At 56.8% G+C, this 14,931-nt stretch carries 15 protein-coding genes; 6 read left to right on the top strand and 9 right to left on the bottom strand.

The annotated features are described in order from the left end of the window. Positions 1-7 precede the first annotated feature (7 nt). A complete protein-coding gene (locus tag DV706_RS19155) occupies positions 8-268 on the top strand; it encodes a cation:proton antiporter domain-containing protein (protein ID WP_006067146.1) in 261 nt (86 codons plus the stop codon). Here DV706_RS19155 and DV706_RS22525 read toward each other — a convergent pair. Continuing rightward, a complete protein-coding gene (locus tag DV706_RS22525; protein ID WP_006067145.1) occupies positions 189-533 on the bottom strand; it encodes a winged helix-turn-helix transcriptional regulator in 345 nt (114 codons plus the stop codon). The two genes, DV706_RS19155 and DV706_RS22525, sit on opposite strands and share 80 nt — an antisense overlap. A 779-nt stretch (positions 534-1,312) precedes the next feature. On the opposite strand from DV706_RS22525, the gene DV706_RS19145 reads away from it, so the two are divergent. Beyond that, on the top strand, positions 1,313-2,539 hold the full coding sequence (locus DV706_RS19145) for a tyrosine-type recombinase/integrase (protein ID WP_006067144.1): 1,227 nt from the start codon (positions 1,313-1,315) through the stop codon (positions 2,537-2,539). Between the two features lie 22 nt (positions 2,540-2,561). Here DV706_RS19145 and DV706_RS19140 read toward each other — a convergent pair whose 3' ends face one another. After that, on the bottom strand, positions 2,562-3,002 hold the full coding sequence (locus DV706_RS19140) for a hypothetical protein (protein WP_006067143.1): 441 nt from the start codon (positions 3,000-3,002) through the stop codon (positions 2,562-2,564). Beyond that, on the bottom strand, positions 3,002-3,880 hold the full coding sequence (locus tag DV706_RS19135; protein WP_006067142.1) for a ParA family protein: 879 nt from the start codon (positions 3,878-3,880) through the stop codon (positions 3,002-3,004). The genes DV706_RS19140 and DV706_RS19135 overlap by 1 nt, the downstream gene beginning before the upstream one ends. Positions 3,881-5,500: 1,620 nt before the next feature. On the opposite strand from DV706_RS19135, the gene hemG reads away from it, so the two are divergent. Further along, the gene (gene hemG / locus DV706_RS19130; RefSeq protein ID WP_006067141.1) at positions 5,501-6,766 is read left to right on the top strand and encodes a protoporphyrinogen oxidase; all 1,266 of its coding nucleotides are present in this window, start codon (positions 5,501-5,503) and stop codon (positions 6,764-6,766) included. A 72-nt stretch (positions 6,767-6,838) separates the two neighbouring features. Then, a complete protein-coding gene (gene hemH, locus DV706_RS19125) occupies positions 6,839-7,903 on the top strand; it encodes a ferrochelatase (protein ID WP_006067140.1) in 1,065 nt (354 codons plus the stop codon). Between the two features lie 64 nt (positions 7,904-7,967). Here hemH and hemE read toward each other — a convergent pair whose 3' ends face one another. The 6 genes from hemE to DV706_RS19095 form a co-directional block, all read right to left on the bottom strand. Then, positions 7,968-8,972: a uroporphyrinogen decarboxylase gene (gene hemE, locus DV706_RS19120; protein WP_006067139.1), complete on the bottom strand. Its 1,005-nt coding sequence runs from the start codon at positions 8,970-8,972 to the stop codon at positions 7,968-7,970. A 455-nt stretch (positions 8,973-9,427) separates the two neighbouring features. Beyond that, positions 9,428-9,571 carry a CcmD family protein gene (locus tag DV706_RS19115; RefSeq protein ID WP_006067138.1) on the bottom strand — a complete coding sequence of 48 codons (144 nt, stop codon included), beginning with the start codon at positions 9,569-9,571 and terminating at the stop codon, positions 9,428-9,430. 6 nt (positions 9,572-9,577) lie between these two features. Continuing rightward, complete coding sequence (locus DV706_RS19110; RefSeq protein ID WP_006067137.1) at positions 9,578-10,324, bottom strand: cytochrome c biogenesis protein; 747 nt, start codon at positions 10,322-10,324, stop codon at positions 9,578-9,580. A gap of 316 nt (positions 10,325-10,640) precedes the next feature. Beyond that, positions 10,641-12,137, bottom strand: a complete 1,497-nt coding sequence (locus DV706_RS19105; protein WP_006067136.1) for a molybdopterin-dependent oxidoreductase — start codon at positions 12,135-12,137, stop codon at positions 10,641-10,643. An 8-nt stretch (positions 12,138-12,145) separates the two neighbouring features. Further along, complete coding sequence (locus DV706_RS19100) at positions 12,146-12,601, bottom strand: cytochrome c maturation protein CcmE domain-containing protein (RefSeq protein WP_006067135.1); 456 nt, start codon at positions 12,599-12,601, stop codon at positions 12,146-12,148. Between the two features lie 52 nt (positions 12,602-12,653). After that, positions 12,654-13,331 carry a cytochrome c biogenesis CcdA family protein gene (locus DV706_RS19095; protein ID WP_049889904.1) on the bottom strand — a complete coding sequence of 226 codons (678 nt, stop codon included), beginning with the start codon at positions 13,329-13,331 and terminating at the stop codon, positions 12,654-12,656. A gap of 56 nt (positions 13,332-13,387) precedes the next feature. On the opposite strand from DV706_RS19095, the gene DV706_RS19090 reads away from it, so the two are divergent. Further along, entirely contained in the window at positions 13,388-14,143 is a 756-nt protein-coding gene (locus tag DV706_RS19090) for an ABC transporter ATP-binding protein (RefSeq protein ID WP_006067133.1), read from the top strand. Continuing rightward, positions 14,143-14,823 carry a heme exporter protein CcmB gene (locus tag DV706_RS19085; RefSeq protein ID WP_006067132.1) on the top strand — a complete coding sequence of 227 codons (681 nt, stop codon included), beginning with the start codon at positions 14,143-14,145 and terminating at the stop codon, positions 14,821-14,823. The genes DV706_RS19090 and DV706_RS19085 overlap by 1 nt, the downstream gene beginning before the upstream one ends. Positions 14,824-14,931: the final 108 nt, after the last annotated feature.

The following is a 14,931-nucleotide window of genomic DNA, read 5'->3' as shown; positions in this document are numbered from 1 at the left end:
CGTACCAGTGACAGATATCCAGATCTTTTTTGCAGTCGGGATCACACTCGTCGCACCCCTTCTCCTCGGAGAACTGGTCGAGCGTGCCGGAGAACCCGTAATCCTCGGCGAGATCCTCACGGGTGTCGCCCTCGGAGCGTACGTCCTCGAAATCGTCGATCCCGAGGGATCGTTCACCCTGCTGGCAGCTATCGGTTCGGTGCTGCTGTTGTTTGACGCCGGCTACGAGGAAATCGACGTCCCTGCAACTCTCGGCCGGCGCTCGTGAGCGAATATTCCACCCGAACTGGTTTCGTCTCGAGAACGAGTTGCTCGACGATTCCCTGTTCCCCGAGATTGGTTAGCGACTCGGAAAGCACCTTTCGCGAGATGCCGCCGATCCGCGCCTTGAGGTCGCCGAACCCTTGCAGTCCGGCGTCCAGTAACTGGTAGACGATTGTCGAATGCCACTTCCGTCCGAGGACGTTCGATGCCGTGACCAGCTGGTTGTTGCCCTCTACGAGTTCCTGAGACCGCTCTTTTGCCGTCGGCATCGCTGGTAATCAGCGTAGCCTGTCTGGCTTACGTGATCAGTTCGCACGTGTAGTGAGCGGTAGCTTCACTGAAAGAGCATCTGAAAATAGGGTTTGGAGGGAGCCACTCCGTTTAACTTGTTAGTGAAGTACCGCGGGGGCAAGCCCCGCGGCTTCACCGTTTTGACCGCACGTCCCAAAACGGGCCGCGCCGTCGCAGGCGAATTTAATTCCCCTCGACCTTCCCGAAATGGGTCGGTTGGAATTAACACCCGACCGCTCGCTTCGTCCGTGAGGGTCGGCGGCTCCACCCCGCCCGACAACACCCGTCGCACCACGCCAAAGACGCGGGTTTTGAGAGGTGTCGCATTTCCTCGCAACTGCCGGCAGTTGCTTCGGATTACGGTCTTTAACCCACGTCGCAACTGTACTCGTCAATACGGTGAGATGAATCATATAGCTTACGCGATTCACCCTCGGGGTCAAGTGGTTCGAGAATCGGAGATTCTCGTCATCACGGAAATCGGAGATTTCCGTACGACCCCGAGGCACTCTCGCTGCTTTTCGGTAGAAATTCACATCCCGAATCTGTGACGCCCGGCTACATTCTATATAGCGGCATGTGGTTCATCTGATTTGGGCACTACTCTACTACTATCTTGCTTAACTCGTGTGTCCACACCAGACACCCATGTAAGCGATAGTTTTAGGTGACTATCACGAATACTGAAACTCGTGAAAATGGCGGTCTTAGAACACACCAAACCCGGAGGAAACGGCCTTCTCGAGGCGGTGAGCGCATGAGCCACGAGCAAGCGCAGATCAACTGGTCGCGGATGTCTCTCGAGGAACTCCAGCAGTACTGGAACGCCCATGTCGAACTCGATCTCGAGCGAAACGGCGTCGACCTCGAGTCACGGCCAACGTACCGGGAGATCACCGACGCTGGCTACTCGGGGATTGCCTACGCTCTGCGCGAGCACCACGGACTGACACTAACCGAATTTCTTGCTACTGTTGGATACGACGACTGCGAGTCGTCGGACGGCTATTCGTGGGGGATCGACGACGACCCGACGATCGACGCGCTCGAGGCGTTTCTCCGGCGTGTCGAACGCAAGTGGGCACAGTCAACCGCCGACTCGAAACGCTATCGGCTGGCGACATACGTCCGCCTGTACGATACGGTCCACGGAACGGCAGCAATCGTCGACCGCGTTATGGACGGGGGAAACCAGTACGATGAACTCCCGCGTGTTGAAGCTGTTCTCGACGAACTTGACGACGACCTCGAGAGTGATGCCTCGAAACGCCGGTATCTAAGCGACATTCGCCAGTTCTACGATCATCTCGAGAATCGACACGGTGCGAAATTCAACCCGGGAGCGAACGTCGATCACGCCGAAATCTGGGACACTGAGGGTGAAACGGACAATCCAGCGCTCTCGAGCGAGCAGGTCGGTGCGCTCTATGATGCCGCTGAAACGCCCGACGAGCAACTGCTCATCCTTGCACTCTGTGGGTGGGGACTCCGTCGAAGCGAGGTTGCGTCGTTGCATAGCTCCCAACTCGTCCTCGAGGGCGACGATCCCCACATCACGTTCGGCGAGGAACGAAAGAACGGTCCAGGAACGGTTGCGTTGATCTATGGCGTGTCAGTACTCCTCGAGCGAATTGAAACGCTCGAGGAGCGCGACGAGTGGACTGGGTATCTGTTCCCGTCGAAACGCTCCTCGAGCGGCCATATTACGGGTGAAACCGTGCAGGCGCGATTCAAGCGGCTAGCTGATCGCGCTGGCGTCCGCGTGTATGGTGACGAGCCGACGTCGAAGATGGGTCGGCGGTTCTGGTATACAACGTATAATGCAGCAATCGATGAGTTACTCAACAACCTGGGAACGATCGCCGCCGAACAGGGGAGTGCAGATCCATCTGTTGTGCTGAAAAACTACCTTTCAGAGTCCGAACGGCGCAAATACCGGCGTGAATACATGCGCGATCGGCTCGTTGAGGCGTTTGGACAGTAGTTCTCCTCAGGCAGGTGGCTTGCTATTCGTCGTCGAGGAGTGGTCCCGAAGTTCGATCTTCTCGAGTCTCGACGAAGGCATCAGCGATATCTGCAGCAGTGAGCTGCTGTGCTGCGGCTTGGAGCAACGCGTTGTGAAGTTCGCGTTTCTGCACGGCTTCGTAATCGTCACGCCGGAGCATGATTTCGGCTTCGAATAGGAGGCCAGATGCGCCGTCGATCGTATCCCATGTCTCGGGAAGACAGTAAACCGAATGCTGTGTCTGTGTCTTGGCGGTCGGAAACGCTGGCTCCGACTGTATATCGTATGATGCGATATCTTTCTCTGTTGCGGCCTCGGTCTCGTCTGTGCCAGCTGCGTCATCTGCCGGAGAGTCCTCGGTAAGAGTGCCAGCGAGTTCGTCTAGGGCCTCATCACCCGGATCGGCTTCGTCAGATTCGTCGGCGAGATCGTCAAACGGCATTATCGGCTCACCCCACCGTTCTCAACGATCTGAGCGAGTTCTTCATAGCACTTGAGTTGGTCACACTCTGGATCGTAGTCGCGCAGTGGCTTGCGGGCGCGGTGTGCTTTGTCGATACTGGCTCGGTGGCGGATACCTGGGAGGGGGCCATCGTAGTTGCCATCGTCGATCGCTTCCCAATCCGCTGCAGAGAGATGGGCGAAGTTCGGGACAAACGATGCGAGTTCGTCACGGCTGTTGATCGCATACAAGAGGTTCCGGTCACGAGTGCTCTGATCGAGCCGTTCGCTGAGGTCGGTCGGAACGAGCGCAAGCAACTGCAGATCGAAGTACTGCCGCGCTTCCTGTATCAGCCGTTTGTTCGTCTGTGTGATTCCGGATTCCCATCCGCTTTCTGGGCGAAGCGGAACGAGAAGATTCTTCGCCGCGAACAGCGCGTTGTCGTTGATCTTCCCTCTGTTAGCCGGCGTATCGATAACGATGTAGGAGTAGGTGTCACCGAGTAGGGGATCGACGACGTTGCGATTGAGACGTTGACTCGAGGCCATTGCCGATTTCAGATTCGTTTCAACTTCCTCGAGTGCTTCATGAGATGGCAAGAGGTCAAGCTCATCGGTAACCGAGACGACGTGGTCCAACGGATCCTCGCCGTCAAGCAGGACTTGTTGAACGTGGTTGTCGGATTCGTACTGGTCGCGGTAGCCGAGATTGAACGTGGTGTGTCCGTTGTCGTCAAGATCAATGAGGAGAACACGGCCGTTGCGTTCCGCTAGTTCTCGTGCAAGGTTGATTGCGGTGGTCGACTTTCCGAAGCCACCTTTGAGGACGTTGACCGCGACGGCTCGGGGTTCCGTCGCCGAGTCTGGTTTGCTAGTCATAGCTGACTGTTCACGCGGCCATAGTATAAAATGTAGCGGAAAGAAATCATTGTGGGAAGGTTACGACAAGAGAATACGTATGCACATTCTATCATCTCTGAACAGTAACTAAGTGCAGCACGTGAGAGAATGTGAAAGGAGAAGTATTGTCACGGTCTTTAGCGTTGTTGAACGTCATCCGGAGTCGAGATCGCGAAATTTGAGATAGCTAGCTGACGTGCACTCTGGAACACATCTGTTCGTACTCGAGACACCGAGAATCAGAGTGTGGATAATGTACTTACATTCCAGAATGTAAGCAGAGTAGTCCGTACGAATCGCGAGTCGATCGACTGGCTGAACAGCTCACGGAGAATTGCCTCCACAACGATCGAGATGTACTACATGAGTGACCTTCCGTAATGTATCTACATTTGAGAATGTAATATCTTTGCTGCGGAGAGTCGTAACACCGCGACCCAGATTTCGTTGGGGAGCAGTACCAGAATACCTGTGGTGAGAGTAGTACAATTCCAGAAATGATTGAATCTCTACACTGTGGATACATCTGAGAATGTAGGAATAGAAATGTTGGCATAGTAAAATAGCTATGCCGAACAGATCGACGTCAAACAGCGTTATCAAAACGTCGCGACTCAGAGATGGTTGAGCTATGACACTGGTGCATGTAAACGAGGTAGAGACATTCATGACATGAATACATATATCCAAAGTAATCACATCCAAGAATGTGAAAACCGAACAGTATACTGACGAACTGTATTTAAACAGCGGACACAGACTTGTTTCGGAATTCGATCCCGAACACTTGACATGCAGTACTGGAATGCATGTGATAGATGTAGTAAAGTTGGTACATGATAGAAGGGCAGCACTGTACCTACATTCAAGAATGTAAGTGCAAAACGAGCAGTATACTGGCGAGCTACGTCGAACAGCGGATCACAGACTCGTTACGGATTTCGATCCCGAACTACGTGGCAAGCAATACGTGAATGCATGTGCCGGATGCAGAGGGATTAGTGACATGATAGAAGTGTAGCACTGTACTTACATTCAAGAATGTAAGGACAAAACAGGCAGTATACTGGCGAACTGCGTCGAACAGCGGACCATAGACTTGGTGCGGGTTTCGATCCCGAACTGCTTGGCAAGCAATACTCGGATGCATGTGCCGGATGCAGGGAGATTAGTGACATGATAGAAGTGTAGTACAGTATTTACATTCAAGAGTGTAAGAGCAAAACGACCAGTCAAACAGCGGAGCACAGATCTGTTACGCGATTCGGTCTCGAACCATTTGGCATGCAATACTGGGATGCATGTGCCGGATGTAGAGAAGTTAGTGACATGATTGAAGGGAAGCACTGTGGCCACATTCTAGAATGTAGTACTAGATAGAATACAACAATCTGCAATACGAATGGAGAGACGTCACACAGCGAAGCCACGGTATGGCAATCTATCACGTCTGCGCATAGCTTTCGAGCACCATCGTTCACAACAACGGAACCGTTATATCGCTCAGTTAGCAACACCCGCTAATGGATATGCGAGTCGGCGCAACGACACTCGAGGTGGACGCGAGCAACAGCATGTTGAATCACGCGGTGGCCTAAGATGAAAATCGGTGTCGTCGGGGCCGGTATCTCCGGGTTGTCCCTTGTACACTCGCTTGCCGACCGAGACGTCGACGTCGTTGCGTTCGAAGCGCGCCAGGAGCCGGGCGGGATCATGCGGAGTCGACACGTCGACGGACACGTCCTCGAGTTAGGACCCCAGCGGCTTCGACTCACGCCCAAGATCGAATCGATGGTCGACGAGCTCGGCCTCCGTGAGCAGCTTCGAACGGGTGATGACTCCAAACCGCTGTACGTGTATCACGATGGTGAGCTCAGTGTTGTTCCGCTCTCGGTCCGTGAGGCAGTAACGACGGATCTACTCAGCCCGCTTGGCAAGCTTCGGATTCTCAAAGAGCCGCTTACTGGTCCCGCAAAACCAGGCGAAACAGTCGACGAATATCTCGTTCGAAAGTTTGGCCGACAGGCTGCTCGGAGATATCTCGGGCCACTGTACAGCGGCCTGTACGGCACTGATACACGGGATATGCTGATGGAGTACTCGCTCGGTCGGGCACTCGAGAACGCAGGAATCGACGGGAGTGTGCTGCTATGGGTCGGCCGAAAAGTTCTGTCCGGACGCGAGACGCCACCGATCTGTACGTTCCAAGATGGGCTTGGGCAACTGTCCCAGAGGCTGTACGATGCCCATGCTGATACGATCGCTCTCGAGACTGCTGTTAACGACATCCTGGACGTCGATGACGGGTTCGAACTCGTCACCGATGCTGGCGTCGAGCGCGTCGATGAAGTCATCCTGACAACGCCTGCAGAAACGAGCGCGAAGCTGCTTGCATCCGTTGACTCGGATCTCGAGGCGACGCTACAGCGGTTCAACTATAACCCGATCGGAATGGTGTTTCTCGAGTCGGCGTTCGATGGTGACGGGATCGGAACGCTGGTCCCCTCGCATGCAGATTCCCAGATCAGCGGTTTGACCTGGAACGCGAGCTTTCTCGGTCGGGATCGGGTGTTTACCTGCTATATCGATCCCGGAAGCGATCCTCGAATGAACGAGCGATCCGACGACGAGCTTGGAACGCTCGCTGCAACCGAGTTCGAGCGGATTACGGGCTCGCCGGCAACACCAATCGATGTCCATCGGTGGAACCCGGGAATGCCAGCGTACGATCGGTCGTGGACGGCAATGGATGATCTCGAGCTACCATCCGGAGTCCATCTCTGCTCGAATTTTGTTGGTCGGGCTGGAATACCTGGGCGCGTCCGAAACGCAGCCCGACTCGCGGCAGAACTCACCGACGACTGACTGTCAGCCAGCGGTAGTGACCGGACTGCCGGGTTCGAAGTATCTATACCGCTCGCATCGTAACGCCCTCGTATGGAAATCGGCATTGTCTTGTTGAACTTCGGTGAACCGGCCACTCCGGAACGTGAAGAGGTTCTCGAGTATCTAACGCGAATCTTTCACGATAACGCCTCACTCGAAGAGGCAGAGACCGAAGAAGAAGAGTGGGAGCGCTCGCGCGAACTAGCCCAGCGGCGCTTGCCGAGTCTGATGGAAGAGTACGAAGAGATCGGTGGCTCGCCGCTCCAGGAGCAGGCGACTGCACAGGCGGAAGGGCTGTCATCGACGCTGACGGACCGTGGACACGACGTCACCGTCTATCACGCGATGCAGTTTATGGAGCCGTTGATTCCGGACGTTGCCGCGGAACTCGCTGACGAAGAGTTCGACTCGGTCATCGCAGTTCCGATCTACCCGCTGTGTGGCCCATCGACGACAGTCTCCTCGATCGACGCACTCGAGGCATCGATCGACGAGATCGATGGCTACGAGCCGGAGTTTACTGCGATCACTGGCTGGCACAGAGCGCCGATCTACAATCGTCTCAGAGCCGAGGGGATCAGAACGTTCGTTGAGGACGAAGGGATCGACCTGCAGGATCCCGAAACCGTATTTGTCTTCTCCGCACACGGGACGCCGACGAAGTATCTCGAGGAGGGAAGCCGCTACGACAAGTACGTCGAGGAACACGCCGAAACGATCGCCAGTATGATCGGGATCGACGATTACGAAATCGGCTACCAGAACCACACGAACCGTGGGATCGAGTGGACCGAACCGGAAACCGAAGACGTCGTCGAAGGACTCGAGGGCGAAGCCGAGCGCGTCGTCATCGAGCCGATGAGTTTCATGCACGAGCAGTCTGAAACGCTCGTCGAACTCGATATTGATCTCCGAGAGGATGCCGAAGCTGTCGGACTCGAGTTATATCGAGTGCCCGTGCCACACGACGATCCACGGTTCCCGACGCTCCTGTCCGATGTCATCGAACCGTTCCTGTCAGGCTTTGAGCCGTCGTACTACCAGCTTCGCCAGTGTGAGTGTCGCTCCGAACCGGGAACGTACTGTTTCAACGCCGGACTGCCACCCCAGCAGTAACCACGCTCGGGACGTAACCCCGAGTCACTCGACGCCGTTTTCAGCAGAAACTGATCGCCGTGGCTTACTCGACCGTCTTTGCAGCCTCGAAGAACGCTTTGACGTTCTCCGTGGGCGTGTTTCGATCGACGCCGTGGCCGAGATTGAGGATGTGTCCAGTATCGCCGGCGTCGGCGATGATGTCGCGGGTTCGATCCGTGACCGTCTCCGGATCGCCGTACAACAGTGCCGGGTCGAGATTCCCCTGGACCGGCATGTCGCCGAGTTCGTCACGAGCCTGTATCATGTCGACTGTCCAGTCCAATCCGACGACATCGGCACCGCTCTCGGCGAGGAGGTCGAGGTTGCCGCTCAGGTTGCGAGCAAACATGATCGTTGGGAGATCGACCGCGTTGAGGATTTCTTGGTGCAGGGGCAACAGGAACTCCCGGTAGTCTGCCGGCGAGAGGAGTCCAGCGTACGTATCGAACAGTTGAATTACGTCCGCACCTGCCTCTTCTTGATAGGTGACGTACTCGATAAGCACGTCGGTGAACGCCCGGAGGAGGCGTTCGAACGCCGCTGGATGTTCTGCGCGGAGTCGCCGAAGCTCCATGAAAGAACGCGACGATTGGCCCTCACAGACGTATGCTGCGAGGGTGAACGGACCGCCCGCAAAGCCGAGCACTGCCGCCTTCGAACCGAGCTCTGCCGAGAGCCGCTCGATAAGGTCCCCGACGTACCAGAGCTGTTCGCGGACATCTCCGTGGTCGCGCTCCGTATCAGCGGGTGTTTCGACCGGGTTTTCGACGACCGGCCCGACGCCAGACTCGAGATGATAGGAAAAGCCAAGCGGCTCGAGCACCGTAAGGATGTCTGAGTACATAACGATTCCGTCTGGCTGGAAGCGCTCCCAGGGCTGTAGCGAGATTTCCGCAGCGACTTCGGGCGTCGAGATCGCCTCGAGAAACGTGTAGTCCTGCCGTAGTTCACGGTACTCGGGGAGGTATCGCCCGGCCTGTCGCATCATCCATACTGGCGGCCGTTCAGTCTGTTCGCCCCGGGCCGCCGCAAGGAAGAGATCTTTCATACTCAGACGGAGGCGGGGTGGAAGCCTAATAGTTGTGAATCTCCACGCCGATCACCGCTTGTTAGCCCACAATAACGTGGTGTTGACGGTTCGTACGACTGTTCTGGCAACCGTTGATCATGTCGACGACACCATCTGAACGGAAGTGTTTTATGTCGGCTTCCTGGCCACAGGACTGGATTGAAATAAGCACACTGCTTCGACATTCGACGCTAACGAGACAGGGGGACGGAGTTGCCGAAGGTGTCTGATACCAGTCTGTTGACAGTCACTGTGTTCTGATACAATCGTATGGATCTGTGGCGACGTCAAAAATGTTGCACAGTCGATGGTCTCATGCAACCGCTTCGTTCCAGTGCAATCGAGATCGACCTGTCAGTTATCCACGGCTGAAGTCGTGGGCATCCTTCTCGCATCGCTGTGAGACCACCGAGAACTGGGGACTGCAGCCCGTCTCAGTCACCGTGCTCCGAGTCGTACTTGGTGGTGACGTCCTCGAGACGCTGTTCAATCTCGGAGAGTCGGCTGCGCAGGTGCAGGACGTATATTACGAGCGCTGCAAAGATCGAACCGAACGCGACCAACAACAGGTAGTCCATGGGTGATTAATTCGCTTCCGTCGATTTGTACGTTTCTGTCTGTGATCGGTTTTTCAGTTCACTCACTCGAGTCGTGAGCGCGTGGAGGCGGACTCGACTTCCGAGCAAGTAGACGTAGAGCAGCAAGAACGCAACGAGTGAGACGAGCAGGACGGACGCCGAAATCGCTGCTTCAGCATCCGGGTTACCGATCGACGGCGCGTGGAGTCGAGTCGTCCACAGCCGCGTCGACGCATACGAGATTGGGACTGTAATAAACCCGACGACGCCGTAGACCGACGCGAGTCGTGACACTCGTCCCGAGCCACCTGCACTCGAGTAAATGAGCAGATAGCCGGCGTAAATAAACCAGACAAACAGGAATGTCACGAGCCGAATATCGGACCAGTCCCACCACGTGTTCCAGATGACACGACCCCATGCGCTGCCAGTGACCAGCGTGAGCGTCGCGAAAATGAAGCCGATTTCTCCGGAGGCGTGTGCCAGCTGCTCCCAGAATCTGGTTCCTGTTACCAGAAAGAGGACACACCCAGCAAACGTGACCGTGAGTGCAACCCCACCGACCAGTGCGAGGGGAATGTGCCAGTACGCGATGAGGTTAATCCCGTGTTCGACGCCATACATCGAGGCAGATGCATAGCCAAACACCAACCCGAGCGATGCGAGGCCAAAGAGCAACGTCAGATAGCCCGTGATAGTGCTCCGAAAGAGTCGCCTAAAGAGTCCGATCAGTCGCTGTTCGAGTGAACCCATACGGGGGGCTATGCGTCCGGCAACAAAAAAACATACGCAACGGCTGTGTTCATCCCGAACACCCACACTGGAAGCTGATACCTTGGCTGTCAGTGATCTCGTGTATTTGTCTCGTTTCAGTTGCGGGCAAACAGCGTCTGTGCTGGATCCACGTGATCGTTCGTCTTTCACGACCGACTTTCATACCGGTATATATAATCCCCTTGTATAGAGGCTTTTTACAACCATACTCGTGTAACCCGCTGTATGCGGGGTTGCAGATGAGACATCCGGCAAGAGCCTCTGCATAAACAGTAGTGAAAATTCGGCTGCAGCTTCAGTTCGGCTCGATCGTTCGGCTCGGCCAACCAGTTGCCCCGTCTGGGAACGGTTCCGTTCGCTCTTCGGGTTGGGTCGTCCCCTCACCGTCGACCGTGCGCGCGTAGACTTCATACTCACCGTCGCTTTCGTCCGACTCCCACTCGTAGATCCACTGCCGTGCGGCATCCGGATGCGACAAGGCGTCTCCGAGCGTCGCATCCTCCCAGGTCTCGCCACCATCGAGAGACACCTCGACTGTCTCGACACCGCGTCCCCCCGCGTAGGCGTGTCCACACAGTTGGATGTGATCTCCCGGCCGGTTGATTCGATCGATCTTCGTGACGCTGTTGACTGGGCCCATCCCGTGCCAGCCTCGTTCCTCCCAGTAGCCGCCTGCTTCGGCATCGATAATTTCGATCTCCGTGAGCCACTTGACTTGCAGTTTCCCCCAGCGGTCGGGGACGAGGACTCGAACGGGGAACCCATGCTCGGCTGGCAGCTCCCAGCCGTTCATCCCGTAGGCGAGCAGTGCGGACTCGAGGTCTGCCAATGGGATTGAGTAGTAGTACTCGTCTGCGCCATAGAGCATTGCGTACTCGCCGTTGGGATCTGCGTCATCGATCAGATCCATCAGCCGACTGCCAGTCCAGATCGCCGTATCCATCTGTTGGCCATCGATATCATCGCTGAGACAACGAATGGTCTTCGCTCGGTGGACTGTTTCGGGCTCGCGGACATCGTCGACGTCGAGCACCAGTTCCTCCTCGACCAGTCCCGTGATCGAGAGCTGCCATTCCGTGGGGTTGATCGTCGGCGGGCTTGGATTGATGTCGACAACGTAGAAGTCGTCAATCTCGGTCACCGGCGGCTTGATCCCCTCGACATCGAACCCGTTTTCGTTTGCCTGTGAAACCATATGCTGGGCCTCGAGTCGGGCCGCACGATCATTGAGTTCACGCTCGGCTCGCTCGGTCTGACTCCGCCGAACAAGCCCGAAAGCGTGGGCGACGACGTTGAAGACGCCGATTCCAGCGATGGTTTTCATCAGTGTTCGTCGCTGGGTACTCACATCGTCAGTCGACACGATTGCCGAGAAGCCACCCAGAAGAGTCACGACGGCACCGCCGACGATGGACGGGCCCACGACGGGGACGACCTCACGGACGACACTGAACAGAACGACGAAGACGAACAGTGTCGACAAGGCGAACCCAGCTGGCAGCGGGTTCGCCGGCACCACTTTCGAGCCAAGTTGGTATCCCGCAAGCGAAACGGCTCCGACGACGACTGAGAGCACCACCCCCGAAAAGAGCAAACTGCCTTCCAGCGCGAAGTCACCGAACCGATGGATCACTGTTGCGATGAACCAGCCGGGAAGGTACTCGAGGAGCACCCGATTGAACGATGTGACGACGAACAGTTCAGCCGTGGCATAAATCGCAAACGACGTCGCGACTGCCGAGATTCCGCTTGCAAGAAGCGTGAGTCCGTCTCGACTACTCGAGCGGTTCATTGTCTGTCTCACTCGTCACTGGTGGTTTCGTCGTAGCTGTCTTCATAGCCGTCATCGTAGCTGTCGTTGTGGCTCTCGTTATGGGTCCCCGTGTCGGGATGGTCGTCAGGGTGTTCGCCCTCGTGTGCGCGGACGGTGAGGTCACTGGCCTCCAGTTCAGCACCGTCGAAATGTCCCTCGGCAACGACGACCCGCCCTTCAGACATCGTCTCCGGCATTCCACCGTCGTATACCACACCGACCGAATAGTTCCCATCAGTCACGTCGAACTCGATTGGATCGCCGTCCTCGAGAGCCTGGACGTTGCCCTCGAGTTTGACGAAGTCGCCCTCGTGTTCGTCGCTCTCGGTAAGATCCGTCGGTGTGACGAACTCCGCGGCCGACCCCATCGTCGTCAGCGCCAGTATCGTGATCAGCACGCCGATGCCGACGCTGCCGACGATAAGTTTCACTTTCCGGTTCATATGCAAACGGTTCGTGCGTACTCACATCAAAGCTTCGTCTGGTCCGGGCGTGTTACAGCGCTGAAAGGAGGATTCGATCGACATCGAACAGCAACGCGACGCCGGTCGCAAGCAAGACGAACCCGACGAGTCGTCGAATCACGTCGGTCCGACCAAGGGTACCGAGCCGAGCGGCAATCGATCGACCAGCGAACTTGCCACCGTAAGCGACACCCAGCAATGGTACCGAGAAGCCAGCCCCGTAAACGAACAACAAGAGCCCACTCTCGAGTGTGGCTCCGGCTGTTGCCGCATACACCAACACCGCCCCCAGTATTGGCCCGACACATGGGAGCCAGATCACACCCAGCAGGATACCAAGCAAGAACGCTGAGACGAGCGGGCGCTTCTCGCTGTCGAACGCCGTCGATTGACGGGTTGCAACACTCGAAAGGCGTGAGGCATACCGTGAGTAGATGTTGTGAAGATCGTTGTCTGCCATGACTGCCCCGAACGCGACGATCGCGATGAACGCGGGGGCACGCAACGTGTCGGGCGAGAACGATCCAAGCGTCCCGACGAGAAGCCCCAATCCGGTAAACGAAACAAGGCTACCTGACACGATCGCGAGAGGGCGAAATCGGTGTCCGACACTCCCCGAGAGCAAGGGCGGGATCAGGGGAAGACAGCAGGGAGTGAGTATTGTCGCCACGCCAGCCAGAAAGACGACAGATAGCATTGGAGTCTCCATCGGCGGAGCATAGGGAATTACAACCCTTAAGTCATGCGTCCTCCAACCGTGACGTAATGTCGTTCGTCTCCGTCTCAGGCGTTTCAAAACGGTTCGGGACCCAGATCGGTGTGGACGATGTCTCGTTCGAACTCCCGCAAGGGGATACGGCCGTCATCGTCGGTGCCAACGGTGCCGGAAAAACGACACTCATCCGACTGCTCGCCTCACTCGCTCGGCCGACGAGTGGCCAGATCGAAATCGCGTCGGAACCGCTTTTCGATGGCGACGCAAACGTCCGCTCCCGGATCGGACTGCTCTCTCACGAGACGATGCTCTACGACGAACTCACCGCCCGTGAAAATCTGCGCCTTCACGCTCGCCTCCACGGCGTCGACGACGCTGTCTGTAACGACCTCCTCGAGACAGTCGGCCTGGCCGACCGTGGCAGCGAACGGGTCGGTGGTTTCTCACACGGCATGAGCAAACGTGTCTCGCTCGCAAGAGTGCTCGTCCACGATCCTGATCTGCTCCTGTTCGATGAGCCATACACCGGACTAGATCAGACGTCGCTGCAGCGAGTCGCCACGGTCCTCGAGGAACTCGAGGATCGGACGGTCCTTGCGGCGACACACGATCTCGAGCGTGGGTTCGACCTTGCTGACCGGTTTCTGTTCATGAACGACGGCCGCCTCATCGGCGATATCGACGCCAACGAGTTCGAGACGGCCGACGACCTGCTGACCAGCTATGAGCGGTTTTGCCGGGGCGGCTCGGCGGCTCCCGGGAACCGACTTGAGGACAGACAGCGACTGCACGGAGGCAGCCACTGATGGATCTTCGATCGTATCTCCGGGTCGTTTACGAGATTGCCCGGAAAGACCTGCTCGTCGAATCACGGAGCAAGCAACTGAGCAACTCGGCGTTCGTCTTCGCGTTGCTCATCGTCGTCGTTTTCTCGTTCGTGTTCGGCGAACGGGTCCAAGATCATGGCGTCATCGCCAGAGGGGCACTCTGGCTTGCGGTCGTCTTCGCCGGCGCGGTCGGCATGAGCCACACGGTCGCCCTCGAGGGTGCAAACGATGCGATCGAAGGGCTCCTGCTTGCACCGGTCGATCGCTCCGCGATCTATCTCGGGAAAGTCCTCAGCTCGACGGTGTTCGTGACCGGTGTCGGCCTGCTGAGTCTCGTCTTCGTCGTCGTTTTCCTCGATTACTCGTTCCCACTCGAGACGCTGACGACGATCTTGCTGGTGATTCCGCTTGCCGCACTCGGCTTCTGTGCGGTCGGTGTCTTACTCTCGATTCTGATGCTTCATTCCCAGCTTCAGGAGTCGCTGCTTCCGATTCTCCTGATTCCCCTCGTGATCCCGGTCATCCTCGGTGGCGTCGAGCTTACGCGTCCATCGATGACGTCCGAGATGACGATGGCCTGGTTCCGGATTCTGATTGCCTACGACGGACTCGTTTTGTTGGCCGGCTGGATGACCTTCGAGTACGTCGTCGAAGAATGAGTGGACACTGTTTTGGCGGTCCCGTCTGAAACACCCGCGCTGTCATACTCGATTGATACCCCTCATATGTCCGCGGTTAAGCGCCGCTATCGGCGGACTAACCCGCAT

The organism is Natronorubrum bangense (assembly GCF_004799645.1).
GTDB classification, from domain to species: Archaea; Halobacteriota; Halobacteria; order Halobacteriales; family Natrialbaceae; genus Natronorubrum; species Natronorubrum bangense.
This window is presented reverse-complemented; position numbering and strand designations above follow the sequence as displayed.